Genomic DNA, 12,993 nt, shown 5'->3' with positions numbered 1-12,993 from the left:
ATCTGAGAATCCGCGCCAGGAGAATAAGCCCATACGACTTGCAGCCGCACTGCACAAAGCCACATCGGCGCAGCGGCACAGGCGGGCCGATCCCCTTGAGCAAAAGCCTCAGTTGATGCGCAGGCAACAGCCTATGAACATCTAACAATGGAGATTTCTTATGGATCAGCAAGAACTGGAACTGCTGGAAAAGTACGCTACCACTGATCCGGAGCTGAAATCCCTTTGGGAAGATCACGTGCTCTACGAAAAACAGGTGGAAAAGCTCGAAGGCAAGGCCTTCCGTTCGCCCACTGAAGAGCAGACGCTCAAGCAATTGAAAAAGCAGAAGCTCGAAGGAAAAACCCAGCTCATGGCCGTTCTTGATCGTCTGAAGAAACAAGGATAGCCGGGCTTTTTTTAAGGAGTCGGACATGGAATGTACTGGTGCGCAGATTCTCCTTGAGTCCATGAAGCGAGAGGGCGTGGATGTGCTGTTCGGTTATCCGGGCGGTGCGGTCATTGATATTTATGATGAACTACCGCGACATCCCGAGCTACACCATGTGCTGGTACGGCACGAGCAAGGAGCTGTGCACGCGGCTGACGGCTATGCCCGTGCCTCGGGCAAGACCGGCGTATGCCTGGTCACCTCGGGGCCTGGAGCTACCAATACGGTCACGGGCATAGCCACAGCCTACTCCGATTCCATTCCTCTGGTGGTGTTTACCGGGCAGGTGCCCACCCAGCTGATCGGCAACGATGCCTTTCAGGAAGTGGACATCGTGGGTATTACCCGGCCCTGCACCAAACATAATTTTTTGGTCAAGGACATCACAAAACTGGCGTTGACCATCCGTCAGGCCTTTTACCTTGCACGTTCGGGCCGTCCCGGCCCGGTGCTGGTGGATCTGCCCAAGGACGTCATGCAGAAGCGGGCGGAATTTGTCTGGCCTGAAGACGTCTACATGCGCAGCTACAACCCCACCTACAAGCCCAACCTGAACCAGTTGCGCCGCTCGGTGGAAGAACTGGCAAAGGCAGAGCGCCCGGTGATTCTGGCGGGCGGCGGGGTTATTCTGTCTGATGGGGCAGAGGCCCTCACCGGCCTTGCGCGCAAGCTGAACATTCCCGTTACCTGCACCCTCATGGGGCTTGGGGCTTTTCCGGCCACCGACCCCCTGTGGCTGGGCATGGTGGGCATGCACGGCACCTATGCGGCCAACCTTGCCATCAACAACTGCGATGTGCTGATGTGCGTGGGCGCGCGCTTTGACGACCGCGTTACAGGCAGGCTGGCGGCCTTTGCGCCCAAGGCCCGCATTGTGCACATCGACATTGACCCCACGTCCATTCGCAAGAATGTGGAAGTGCATGTCCCTGTGGTTGGCGATTGCCGCCTGGCGCTGGAGGGCATTGCAGAAATCTGCGAGGCCAAGCTGGAAAACAAGGACTGGGCTGGCGAACATGCCGCCTGGATTGCCGCCGTGGCCGAATGGAAGGCGAGCAAACCCCTGTGTTACCAGTGCAACGGCAATATCAAGCCGCAGTCGGTCATTGAGGCCCTTTACGACATCACCGGCGGCGATGCCATCATCGCCACCGAGGTGGGCCAGCACCAGATGTGGGTAGCCCAGTTCTATTCGTTTACCAAGCCGCGCACCCTGCTGACCAGCGGGGGCCTCGGCACCATGGGCTACGGCTTTCCCGCTTCGGTGGGGGCGCAGTTTGCCTTTCCGGATAAAAAGGTCATTGCCGTGGCAGGCGACGCCTCGCTGCAGATGAATATTCAGGAGCTGGCAACCGTGGTGGCCAACAGGCTGCCCATCAAGGTCGTCATTCTGAACAACCGCTATCTGGGCATGGTGCGGCAGTGGCAGGAGCTCTTTTACAACAACAACTACAGTTCCACCAACATGGAAGCCCAGCCCGACTTTGTGAAGCTGGCCGAGGCCTACGGGGCCGAAGGCTATCGCATTGAAAAGGCTGAAGACATGAGGGCCGTGCTTGAAAAGGCCCTTGCTTCGCCCAACCCTGCCTTCATTGACGTGGTAGTTGAGCGCGAAGAAAACGTGTACCCCATCGTGCCCGCCGGTGCGGCGCTTGATGAAATGTTGCTGGTGTAAGGGAGATGGCTATGCAACGACATGTGCTTTCCGTGCTGGTGGAAAACGAACCCGGCGTGCTTTCCCGCGTGGCTGGCCTGTTCAGCGGGCGCGGCTTCAATATTCATTCGCTCAATGTGGCCCCGGCCCTGGAAGAGGGCGTTTCGCACATGACCATCACCACCGATGGCGACAGTCTTATTCTGGAGCAGATCATGAAGCAGCTCCACAAGATTGTTTCGGTCATCAAGGTGGTGGATTTTGCGGATATTCCCGCTGTGGCGCGTGAAATGATCTTTGTCAAAGTGCAGGCAGAAGGCCCCATGCGGGGCGAAATTCTGCGGACTGTTGAAATATTCCGCTGCAAGGTGGTTGATGTAAGCCCCAATGAGATGACCATTGAGGCCACTGGCGATCAGAACAAGCTGGACGCCATCATCAGCCTGCTGCAACGGTTTGGAATCAAGGAACTGGCGCGCACAGGCGCAGTTGCCATGCGTCGTTCCAAGAAAACGGATTAGGGTTCCGGGACGCGAAGTGCGGCCTTTTGCCGGGGTGTTTGGCACAAAGCACCCCGCAAGGCATGGCTGCCACACGCGTGAAGAATCCGGTCGCGCGGCCTTGCGCCGCGAGATTACAGGAGCGTTAGCCCGTGAGCGTGTCAATGGCCCACAAGGTCTCCTTGACAACGCGCATGAGGTCGGGGTGGTGAGTATATCCATACAAACCAGCCCGGGTCATTGGCAAAGCGTCCCACAGGCGGCCTTGCCCGCCGTATCCAGTCGGCCCCCCTCTGTCCTTGCCGCAAGGGCGGCAAGGGATGTATTTTTTTTGTCTAACCGTGAGTGATCTCAGAGGATGTTCAGATGAAAGTTTATTACGATCAGGATGCAGACCTTAATTGTTTGAAAAACAAGACCGTGGCCATCATCGGTTATGGCAGTCAGGGCCATGCCCATGCCCAGAATCTGCGTGATTCCGGCGTCAAGGTTGTGGTGGGTCAGCGCCCCGGCGGCGCCAACTACGAGTTGGCCAAGGAGCACGGCTTTACCCCCGTGTCTGCTGCCGAGGCCGCCGCTCAGGCCGACCTGATCATGATTCTGCTGCCTGACGAAGTGCAGGCCGCCGTGTACGAAAACGACGTGAAGCCCCACCTGACCAAGGGCAAGGCCCTGTTGTTCGCCCACGGCTTCAACATCCACTTCAGCCAGATCCAGCCGCCCAAGGATGTGGACGTGTTCCTCATCGCTCCCAAGGGCCCCGGCCATCTGGTGCGCCGCACCTTCACCGAAGGCGGCGGCGTGCCCTGCCTCGTGGCCATTCATCAGGACGCCACCGGCGAAGCCCTCAAGATTGCTCTGGCCTATGCCAAGGGCATCGGCGGCGCCCGCTCCGGCGTTATTGAAACCTCCTTCCGTGAAGAAACCGAAACCGACCTCTTCGGCGAACAGGCCGTACTTTGCGGCGGCGTTTCCGCCCTGATCAAGGCCGGTTTTGAAACCCTGGTGGAAGCCGGTTATCAGCCCGAAATGGCTTACTTTGAATGCATGCACGAAATGAAGCTCATCGTTGACCTTATGTACGAGGGCGGTCTTTCCCGCATGCGTTACTCCATCAGCAACACCGCTGAATACGGCGACTACGTCACCGGCCCCCGCCTGATCACCGAAACGGTGAAAAAGGAAATGAAGGGCGTGCTCAAGGACATCCAGAGCGGCGTGTTTGCGCGTAACTTCATTCTTGAAGCCCGCGCCAAGTACCCCATGTTCCTCACCACCCGCCGCAACGAATCTGAACATCAGATCGAAAAGGTGGGCAAGGAACTGCGCGGCATGATGTCCTGGCTCAAGAAGGACAAGAAAGACTAGTTCCGCTGTTTCAGCCGCAGGCTGAAAGCGTTTTGTTGGGGCTTTTCGCGGTATTTCCGTGAGAGGCCCCAATTTTTATACCTGCTGCAAATCGCAAAGCCGATTCCTTTCAAAGGGCCAGCCCGTAGTGGATTTTGGCGCAGCCAGCATTATTTCAGGTGGGTATGAGATATTGTCATAGTATCTTGATCAATTTTATCGACTTTTGTATGTTGCAAAAATAGTTACTGTTTGCCACAATCAGGCCATACAGCTTGTATAGAAGGTTGTTGTCTTCCATGCGCCGGAGCATCCTGCGGGCTGCATCGGTGTGCCGTATTTTACGGGCATGGCCTTTCCGCTTTTGGTTTTATCATGTGTGCATTGCTTCCCGCCTTTGCCTTGCGACCGCCCATTTATGCAGCCAGTTACGCTGGTATGACTTGCCCTGGCAATGTGCCCGCGCGGTACTTTTTTGCGCCCCGCGCCCGCTGCAACAGCGCGCGCCTGCGCAGGAGAGTTGACGCGGCTTTTCGGCGTGTCGGTTTGCACCTTGATTTTTCAGGAGATTAAGACGTGCTCAGAAATTTCAGCATCAGTCAGCGGATTATCTTTTTTGTCATCATCATGATCGCCCTGATTATTTCCATCGCGGGCCTGTCCGTGCGCATGACGGAAGGCGTCATTGCTGACGGCACGGCACTTGCCAAGGAAATGCTGCTCGACTCCCAAAGGGCGCGCATCAAGGATATCACTCATTCCCAGGCGCTTGGTCTGGCGGGCATGACGCAAGGCCAGCCCGAGGCCGAGCAGTTGCGCACCATCGCGCAGTATGTGGACAGCGCCCGGTTTGAGGATGACAGCTCCGGGTATTTTTATGTGTACAAGGGCACGGTCAGTGCTGCCCACCCCTTGCAGAAGCAACTGATCGGCAAGGATCTGGCTTCAACCGCCGACAGCAGGGGCGTTCACTATGTCAGTGAACTGTACAGGGCCGCGCAGCGCGGCGGCGGTTTTGTGGATTTTGTGTTTCCCAAGCCCGGTTCTGGCGATGTGTTCAAGCTGGGCTATGCGGAAGCTATCGCGGGCACGCCCTTCTGGATTGGCACGGGCGTGTATATCGACAATGTGGACAAGGCCGAAAGCCACCTCATCACCACCATGCGCTCCATCCTGCACAGCCAGCTGGCGATCTATGGCGGTGGTTTTCTGGCTATACTGCTTCTGGTGGTCTGCCCGCTTTCCTATGTCATGGTCGTGTCCATAACGCGTCCTCTTGCGGGTATAACCCGGCATGCCCGCGCCGTGGCGCAGGGCAACCTTGATGAAGAATTTGAAACAACCGGGCGTGATGAAGTGGCGACCCTGCAACAGGCCTTGAGCGCAATGGTTGTGAAGCTCAAGGAATTTATCGGTCAGGCCGAGGAACAGAGCCGTCTTGCCGGCAAGGCCGCCAGTGAAGCCCAACAGGCGCAGGCGGAAGCTCTTGAAGCCGAACTCAAGGCAAAGGACAAAACCGCTGCCATGCTTCAGGCTGCGGAAAGGCTGGAGCAGGTTGCCCAGGCTGTAAGCACTGCCTCTACCCAGCTTTCGGCCCAGATAGAGCAGTCGGACAAAGGGGCCGTGCATTCTGCCCAGATGCTTGCAGAGGCCGCAACAGCCATGAACCAGATGAACGCCAGCGTACAGGAGGTGGCGCTCAGCGCCGCAACGGCATCCGACGCGGCCGGTCAGACGCGTGAGCGCGCCCTGAGCGGAGCGGGCATTGTGGAAAAGGCCGTGCAGAGCATTGGTCATGTTCACGAAGTCTCGTTGCGGCTCAGGGATGGCATGGCCGAACTTAACGACCATTCACAGGCCATTACGCGCATCATGGGTGTTATTTCCGATATCGCGGACCAAACCAACCTGCTGGCGCTCAATGCCGCCATTGAAGCTGCCCGCGCGGGCGACGCCGGGCGCGGTTTTGCCGTGGTGGCTGATGAAGTGCGCAAACTGGCGGAAAAAACCCTTGCCTCAACCCAGGATGTGGGCAACGCCATCAAGGCCATTCAGGAAAGCACGGCCAAGAACGTTTCGGATATGGACAGTGCCGTGGGGCAGGTGGAGCAGGCCACGGATTTTGCCAATCAGTCGGGCAAGGCTCTGGAAGAAATTGTGGCTACCGTTGAGGCTACCGCCAGCCAGGTGAACGCCATTGCCGAGGCCAGCGGGCAGCAGTCTGCCGCCAGCGAAGAAATCAATCATTCAATTGATGATGCCACACAGGTTGCCCACCAGACGGCAGAAGCCATGAATGAGGCTCAAAAGGCCGTGGCCGATCTGGCAGTTCAGGCCAGGGGGCTGGCCGAGCTGATTGTGGACATGAAAAATTAGGGGCTGTTTTTTTGCAACACTGAGGGGTCTCTGTGCGGTGCAAAGCCGTGCAGAGGCCCTCTGCATTCAGGATGCGGAAGTGTTCTGGCGGGTCATCCGCCTGGTCATCCCGGTGTGGCGGCTATCTGCCCCCTCTCAATGCAGCCATTCCGCCCAGGCAATCTTAAGTCGCGTCACGCAATCTGGTATGTCTTCAAGGCGAATTTTGCCAAAACCCAGAAACAGCGTGTCCGGCGGGCATTCGGCCTTGTCCTGCCAGAACTGCATGGTGGGGTAGACGCGCACACCCTGCTCCAGGGCTTTTTTTATGAGCAGCTTCTGATCTGTACCGGCAAAAAAGCGCAAAAGAAAATACTGGCCGGTGCCGTTGCCTGTAATGCGCAGGCCCGATCCCAGGCGGGAAAATTCCTGAATGAACAGCTCAAGGCGGTTTTTGAACACATGGCTCAGACGGCGGATGTGTCTGTCGTACTGGCCGGTTTCGAGCAGGCGGCCAATGATGTACTGGTTCAGTACGGGGACGGTGCTGTTGTATTCGTCAAACATTTCGTGGAAGGCGGCGGCAAGCTGCGGCGGCAGAATCATGTACCCCATACGGATGGAAGGGGATATGCCCTTGGAAAATGTGCCAAGGTAGATGACCCGCGCTTCCGTATCGATGGATTGCAGCGAAGGAATGGGCTTGGAATAGTAGCGCATCTCGCTGTCAAAGTCGTCTTCAAGCACGTAGACGTTGTTGCTCTGCGCCCAGCGCAGCAGGGCATGCCTGCGGCCGATGGGGAGCGTGACCCCTGTGGGGAACTGGTGGGACGGCGTGGTGTAGATGGCAAAGGCCTGTGGCCTGTGGGGCAGGTCGGCCACTTTCAAGCCGTTATCGTCCACGGGCACGGTCTCGATAGGCAGGTGGTTGTTGCGGAACACGGCGGCTGCCTTGTTGAAGCCGGGTTCTTCCATCAGGATTTTCTGCCCGCGCTGAGCTGCTATTTTGCACAGATATTCCAGGGACTGCTGCAAACCGCAGGTTATGACGATCTGGTCTTCCGTGCAGTTCACGCCGCGAATGCGCTTGAGGTAGGCCAGCAGGTTTTTGCGCAGGTAGGGTTCGCCCTGCATGACCTGCAAGGCAGAGATCTTTTCTTCTCTCTCCAGCATCTCAAGGCATTCAAAGGTGTATTTTTTCCAGAGGCTTTTGGGGAAAAGATCAACGGTGTGGCTGCTGTTTGTCAGGTCGTAAACCAGGGGCTGCCCGTGCGCAAATGTTTCAAGCTGCGAGGGGCGTTGCGTAGTTTGCGGCGCTGCGTGCCCGGGTGACGCGGCTGGAGCGTCAATGCTGGGAACATGCTGCACCACAAAGCCCACACCCCTGCGGGCAGCTATGTAGCCCTCCGCTACCAGTTGACTATAGGCATTGTCCACAGTATTGCGGCTGACCCCCAGCATGGATGCCAGCATCCTGCTGCCGGTCAGAACTGTGCCTTCTGCAAGCGCGCCGCAGGCAATATCCTGCTTCAACTGGCTGTATATCTGCAAATACAGCGGTCCTGAGCCGTCCTTGCCCGTGCTGATCATGTCTGCTCCCAGGTGGCACCATAAAATATGTGTCATGTGGCACTTTTGATGGTGCCATGTCCACTGTATCAAAGGGGGCAGCAAACACAACAAAAGGATGGGAGGCTCCATGTCCACGCAAGGCGATACAGTGCCGCAGGGCGGAATGCGGCGGGGGAACGGCACAAGATACGTTCTGCTGGCGGTGCTGGCAGTGGCCTTTTTGGCCACCGGGGGCATATTTGTGCGACAGAGCGGCCTGTCCCCCATCAATACCGGGATGTACCGCATGCTGTTTTCCATCCCTCTGCTCTGGCCGCTGGCCTACGGCAGGCTTGGGCGGCTCAGCGGCAGGGATGTTGTCCTGCTGCTGTTATCCGGCCTGTTTCTGGCGGGCGATGTGGCCCTGTGGAACACGGCATTCAGCTATACAACGGTTGCCAATGCCAACCTGCTCACCAATCTGACGCCGTTCACGGTCATTCCGGTTTCGTACTTCCTGTTTCACGAGCGGCTGCCAAGGCTGTTCATTCCCGGCGCGGCTGTTACCCTTGCCGGGGTGGTGCTATTGGTGGGGGGCAAGGCCAGCCCTGTGCCGGGCAACTATTTTGGCGATTTTCTGGCACTGGCTGCGGCCTTTTTTTACGCGGGATTTCTGCTCATTGCCTACCGCCTGCGCGACAGGATGGAGAGTAGCGTCATAATGCTTGGCAGTGCCGTTGGCGGACTCGTGGGCCTGTTTTTTGCCTCGTGGGCTGTGGAGGGTTTGCAGATTCCGCGAAACTGGGACGATTTGTGGCCCATACTGGCTCTTACGCTCTGTGTACAGGTGATAGGGCACAACATGCTCACGCATTGTCAGGGCAAGCTCAGCGTCAACCTTTCTGCGGTGATCTGTCTTTGCCAGCCTGCCATTGCGGCTGTGTATTCGTGGACCATATTTTCAGAGAAATTGTCGGGTCTGGAAGTTCTGGGCATAGCGGTGGTGCTGGCGGGCGTCTATATTGTCAAAAGGCAGTACACGCCAAGCAGGGATAAAGCTGCCGGGGCAGGGCAAAAGGGCGCTGGCTGGCTGCCCCCTGTGATCGCCCGCTGGCTGGGCAGACGGTGCAAGCCTGCCGTGGCGGAAGAGCCGTAGACAAAAAATATTTCGGGCCGATGGGGCTGTTCCGGCAGAGATGCGCATTGCGCTGCTGGAACAGCCCCTTTCTTTGTGCTACTGCTGCATGCTGGACATAAGCTCCATGAGGTTTTGAGTTTGCCCCGCCAGTTCGGCCACGGCATCCGCAGCTTCGCGCATGGCGGCTGAGGTCTGGCGCGACATTTCGCTTATCTGCGTTATGGCTCGGCTTACTTCATCGCTGGCGGCAGACTGCTGCTCGCTGGCGGCGGCAATGGCATTGACCTGATCCGCCGTGCCCTCGACCGTGGCCACAATATCGCTCAGGGCCGCACCAGACTGGCTGGCATAGGTGTTGGCTTCTTCAATCTGCCGTGCGGCCTTGTCCACAGAATCCATGCTCTGGGTGGCGCTGGACTGGATGGCCTTGATGGCGTTGGCAACGTCATGGGTGGAGGCCATGGTTTTTTCCGCCAGTTTGCGCACTTCATCCGCCACCACGGCAAAGCCCCGCCCGGCATCGCCCGCGCGGGCAGCCTCAATGGCGGCATTAAGCGCCAGCAGGTTGGTCTGGTCGGCTATGTCTGAAATAACGCCCATGATGCGGTTGATGTTTTGCGTATGCTCGTGCAGTTGGGCCATGTCGCCCTTGAGCGTCATGGATGCCTGATGCACCTGATCAATGCTGCGCAGCGATCGCTTGACGATTTCTGAGCCGTTTTCCGCCTTGGCGCGGGTTTCTGTGGAGGCCTGAGAGGCAACAGACGCGTTGCGCGCCACTTCCTGCACTGTGGCATTCATCTGCTGCATGGCAGAAGCCGCCTCTCCCAGTCTGCCCGAGGTCTCTCTCGCGCCTTTATCTGACTGTTCGATCTGCGCAGCCAGGCGCGCTGTGGCCGCGCTCACTACCCGGGCCACCTCCTGAAGTCTGGCGGCGGCCATCCGCAGGGCTTCGCTTTTGTTTTGGGCTTCTATATTGGCGGCTTCCGTCTGGCGTAGGGCTTCTGTTGCCTTGGCTGACTGCTCTTGTGCCGCCAGCGATTCGCGCTGGGCTCTTTCAATGTGGGTTTTCAGCGCCTGCACCATGGAGACTATGGAAGCGTACACGCCAACACTGTCGCCATTCGCGTCGTGAATGTCGTAGTCTCCGGCAGCAACACGGCTGGCCACAGCCTGGAGTTCGCCGGGGTCTTTGCCAAGTTGATGCTTTATGGAACGCGAAAGTACAAGAGAAACGATGATGCTGAAAAATACGGCGGCAGCACTGAGCGCATATGCGCCTTTAACTGCGTTTTCGCCTGTGGCGACGGCCTCGGCAGACACCTGTTTACTGTCTGACTTGGTAAGTGCCATCAGTTCTTCATAGAGTGGCTCAAGGCTGTTAAATAGCGGTGTGTATTTCTTTTCAAATATACTTATTGCCTCGCCACGTTCTTCGCATTGCACAAATGCAAGAATTTCTTTGCGCACTGTGTTGAGCTTGCGTGAAATTGCATCAATTTTTTCTATCAGTTCCTTTGCCGCAACATGGTGCTGGTCTTCTGATTCACCCACAATGGCAAAATATCTGTCATGGTTTTCCCTGATTGAATCCATCGTGCTGGTGATGTTGGAGGAATAGCGTTCGATCTCTGTGGGCGATGTTTGTGAAATAAGCGCCAATACGTCAGAGCGGATAATCCAGAATTTCAGATGCATTTCCTGAAGTTCTATGAGAGATGGGAGCAAAGATGTATCTATTTCAATGAATCTTTTATTCATTGCAGAAATGTTTTTAATCGACATGCCACTCATCGCAAGCAGAACAAGTGTAATGAAAAAGAATGATAGTCCAAGTTTTACAATCAGTCGCATAGGTTTTCACCTCCTGGGTTTGTGCTACAGGCACTTGCGATGAATGTATAACTTATGCAAAGAACGTGCTAAATTTTTTCAGTAATATGAAGGACAAAATATACAACAAAGCGGTGGTTTTTCTGAACCACCGCTTTGTACGTGCCATGCAGTATATGGGGGACGCCGTCGCGGGTCGGGATCAATCGTGATTCATGGCTTCTGCCAATTGCATGAGGTTGCTGGCCTGGGCGGAAAGGTTGGTTATGGCCTCTGCCGCCTCGCTCATGGCTTTGGACGTTTGGCGCGCCATCTCGCTGATTTGCGTGATGGCGCCGCTCACTTCATCACTGGCGGCAGACTGCTGCTCGCTGGCGGCTGCAATGGCATTAACCTGATCGGCAGTGCTCTCGACCGTAGCAACAATGTCGGCCAGCGCCGCACCAGACTGGCTGGCATAGGTGTTGGCTTCTTCAATCTGTTTTGCCGCTCTGTCCACAGAATCCATGCTCTGGGCGGCGCTGGACTGGATAGCCTCAATGGCGCTGGCAACGTCATGGGTGGAGGCCATGGTTTTTTCCGCCAGCTTGCGCACTTCATCAGCAACCACGGCAAATCCCCGCCCGGCCTCTCCCGCGCGGGCGGCCTCAATGGCGGCATTGAGCGCCAGCAGGTTGGTCTGGTCGGCTATATCTGAAATAACACCCATGATGCGGTTGATGTTCTGCGTGTGCTCCCGCAGTAGAGCCATGTCGTCCTTGAGCGTCATGGACGCTTCGTGCACCTGATCAATACTGTGCAGCGAACGCTTGACGATCTCTGCGCCATTTTCGGCTTTGGCGCGGGTTTCTGTGGAGGCCTGCGAGGCAATGGACGCGTTGCGCGCCACTTCCTGCACCGTTGCGTTCATCTGCTGCATGGCAGAAGCCGCCTCGCTCAGCCTGCCCGTTGTTTCTTGCGAACCTTTGTCCGACTGCTCGATTTGCGTGGCCAGGCGCGCGGTGGCTGTGCTTACTACATGCGTCACTTCCTGAAGTTTGGCGGCTGCTGCACGTAGAGTCTCACTCTTGTTTTGGGCTTCTATATTGGCGGCTTCCGTCTGGCGCAGGGCTTCTGTTGCCTTGGCTGACTGCTCTTGTGCCGCCAGAGATTCGCGCTGGGCTCTTTCAATGTGGGTTTTGAGCGCCTGCACCATGGCAATTATTGAGGCGTAGACGCCGCGCTTTGCAGTATCGTCGTCAAGGGCATAGTCCCCCTGGGCCACGCGCCTGGCTATGTTGTCCAGTTCTCCCGGGTCTTTGCCAAGCTGCCTATGGACCACCCTGAGCAGAAGCAGAATGACCGCCGTGCCAATAAGTACAGCAACCAGAGATAATCCTGATGAAAAAATAATTGATTGTTCGCTGACGCCGCTGGCGTTTGTAATGGCAATGTTTGCGCCTTCGTTGCTCAGGCTGACAATCTGTTCATAGAGGTCAGCCAGCCTGAGGAAGGGGCCGCGGCTGCTGGCAAGCAACTGGGCGGCTTCTTCATTTTTTCCGGCTCTGATAAAAGCAAGCAGGTCTTTGCGCATGGTTACAAATTGCCCTGATTGCGCTTCTATCTGGGCTGTTATGTCCATAATGGCCTGTTTACGGTCTGACGGCGGCATATTTTCAAGGGCGGCAGCAAAAGCCTTTTTACTGTCGCCTATGCGTCGCAGCAGCCCTGTCATATGCTCGCTGTAGTTCTCTATCTCCTTGGGGTCGTGCAGCGTTGTAATGGCTGAAAGATCCCCTCTGGAAGAAAAAAGCAGGGCATAGGTGCTCTGGATGGATGTAGCCACAGGAATCCATGTGCTGCCTATGGATGAGATCTCGGCATTCATGCGGGTGAGATTCCTGATGGTCAGGCCGGACGTGATTAACATTATGATAATTATACTTCCGAAAGACAGAATCAGACGTGCTCTCAGGCTCATGGCAGACGATCTCCCAACAGGTGGTGTTGCATGCTATGCACAATGGCGGCTGGTCAAGTTCAAAAAATGATATGGGGCTTTTGTGGCAATGCATGTTGCATTGGGAACATCTCTGGCAGGTTTTATTGTTAAATTGATATTATCATCCCTGTTCATAAACAAAAAAGCCGACCCGGAGGTCGGCGTTTTTGCAACGAATGTTGCAGACATACAGGGATGCCCTGA

Annotated in this window: 9 protein-coding genes; 6 read left to right on the top strand and 3 right to left on the bottom strand. The window is 56.5% G+C overall.

Translation table 11 applies throughout. The features are described from left to right. Positions 1-160 precede the first annotated feature (160 nt). From ACUZ9Q_RS10960 to ACUZ9Q_RS10940, 5 genes are all read left to right on the top strand, one after another. Positions 161-388, top strand: a complete 228-nt coding sequence (locus tag ACUZ9Q_RS10960; RefSeq protein WP_022659632.1) for a DUF465 domain-containing protein — start codon at positions 161-163, stop codon at positions 386-388. A gap of 25 nt (positions 389-413) precedes the next feature. Continuing rightward, positions 414-2,105 (top strand): biosynthetic-type acetolactate synthase large subunit, encoded by a 1,692-nt coding sequence (gene ilvB / locus ACUZ9Q_RS10955; protein WP_449247883.1) that lies wholly within the window; start codon positions 414-416, stop codon positions 2,103-2,105. Between the two features lie 11 nt (positions 2,106-2,116). After that, positions 2,117-2,605, top strand: a complete 489-nt coding sequence (gene ilvN / locus ACUZ9Q_RS10950; protein ID WP_022659634.1) for an acetolactate synthase small subunit — start codon at positions 2,117-2,119, stop codon at positions 2,603-2,605. Positions 2,606-2,950: 345 nt separating this feature from the next. Next, on the top strand, positions 2,951-3,952 hold the full coding sequence (gene ilvC, locus ACUZ9Q_RS10945) for a ketol-acid reductoisomerase (protein ID WP_022659635.1): 1,002 nt from the start codon (positions 2,951-2,953) through the stop codon (positions 3,950-3,952). A 555-nt stretch (positions 3,953-4,507) separates the two neighbouring features. Beyond that, complete coding sequence (locus ACUZ9Q_RS10940) at positions 4,508-6,307, top strand: methyl-accepting chemotaxis protein (RefSeq protein ID WP_449247882.1); 1,800 nt, start codon at positions 4,508-4,510, stop codon at positions 6,305-6,307. 135 nt (positions 6,308-6,442) lie between these two features. Here ACUZ9Q_RS10940 and pdxR read toward each other — a convergent pair whose 3' ends face one another. Then, the gene (pdxR, locus tag ACUZ9Q_RS10935; RefSeq protein WP_449247881.1) at positions 6,443-7,876 is read right to left on the bottom strand and encodes a MocR-like pyridoxine biosynthesis transcription factor PdxR; all 1,434 of its coding nucleotides are present in this window, start codon (positions 7,874-7,876) and stop codon (positions 6,443-6,445) included. Between the two features lie 109 nt (positions 7,877-7,985). Here pdxR and ACUZ9Q_RS10930 point away from each other — a divergent pair, with 109 nt between their 5' ends. Further along, a complete protein-coding gene (locus tag ACUZ9Q_RS10930; RefSeq protein ID WP_449247880.1) occupies positions 7,986-8,993 on the top strand; it encodes a DMT family transporter in 1,008 nt (335 codons plus the stop codon). A gap of 78 nt (positions 8,994-9,071) precedes the next feature. Here the strand turns inward: ACUZ9Q_RS10930 and ACUZ9Q_RS10925 are convergent, their stop codons facing one another. Both ACUZ9Q_RS10925 and ACUZ9Q_RS10920 read right to left on the bottom strand, forming a co-directional pair. Beyond that, positions 9,072-10,829, bottom strand: coding sequence for a HAMP domain-containing methyl-accepting chemotaxis protein (locus ACUZ9Q_RS10925; RefSeq protein WP_449247879.1), 1,758 nt, complete (start codon positions 10,827-10,829; stop codon positions 9,072-9,074). Between the two features lie 181 nt (positions 10,830-11,010). Continuing rightward, the gene (locus tag ACUZ9Q_RS10920) at positions 11,011-12,768 is read right to left on the bottom strand and encodes a methyl-accepting chemotaxis protein (protein WP_449247878.1); all 1,758 of its coding nucleotides are present in this window, start codon (positions 12,766-12,768) and stop codon (positions 11,011-11,013) included. Between the last annotated feature and the right edge of the window lie 225 nt (positions 12,769-12,993).

The organism is Desulfovibrio desulfopostgatei, from assembly GCF_053570645.1.
This window is presented reverse-complemented; position numbering and strand designations above follow the sequence as displayed.

Bases quoted from the DNA above. Each gene is read 5' to 3' on its own strand.
- ilvB (WP_449247883.1), top strand. From the start codon at position 414: ATGGAATGTACTGGTGCGCAGATTCTCCTTGAGTCCATGAAGCGAGAG.
- ilvN (WP_022659634.1), top strand. From the start codon at position 2,117: ATGCAACGACATGTGCTTTCCGTGCTGGTGGAAAACGAACCCGGCGTG.
- ACUZ9Q_RS10920 (WP_449247878.1), bottom strand. From the start codon at position 12,768: ATGAGCCTGAGAGCACGTCTGATTCTGTCTTTCGGAAGTATAATTATC.
- ACUZ9Q_RS10960 (WP_022659632.1), top strand. From the start codon at position 161: ATGGATCAGCAAGAACTGGAACTGCTGGAAAAGTACGCTACCACTGAT.
- pdxR (WP_449247881.1), bottom strand. From the start codon at position 7,876: ATGATCAGCACGGGCAAGGACGGCTCAGGACCGCTGTATTTGCAGATA.
- ilvC (WP_022659635.1), top strand. From the start codon at position 2,951: ATGAAAGTTTATTACGATCAGGATGCAGACCTTAATTGTTTGAAAAAC.
- ACUZ9Q_RS10925 (WP_449247879.1), bottom strand. From the start codon at position 10,829: ATGCGACTGATTGTAAAACTTGGACTATCATTCTTTTTCATTACACTT.
- ACUZ9Q_RS10930 (WP_449247880.1), top strand. From the start codon at position 7,986: ATGTCCACGCAAGGCGATACAGTGCCGCAGGGCGGAATGCGGCGGGGG.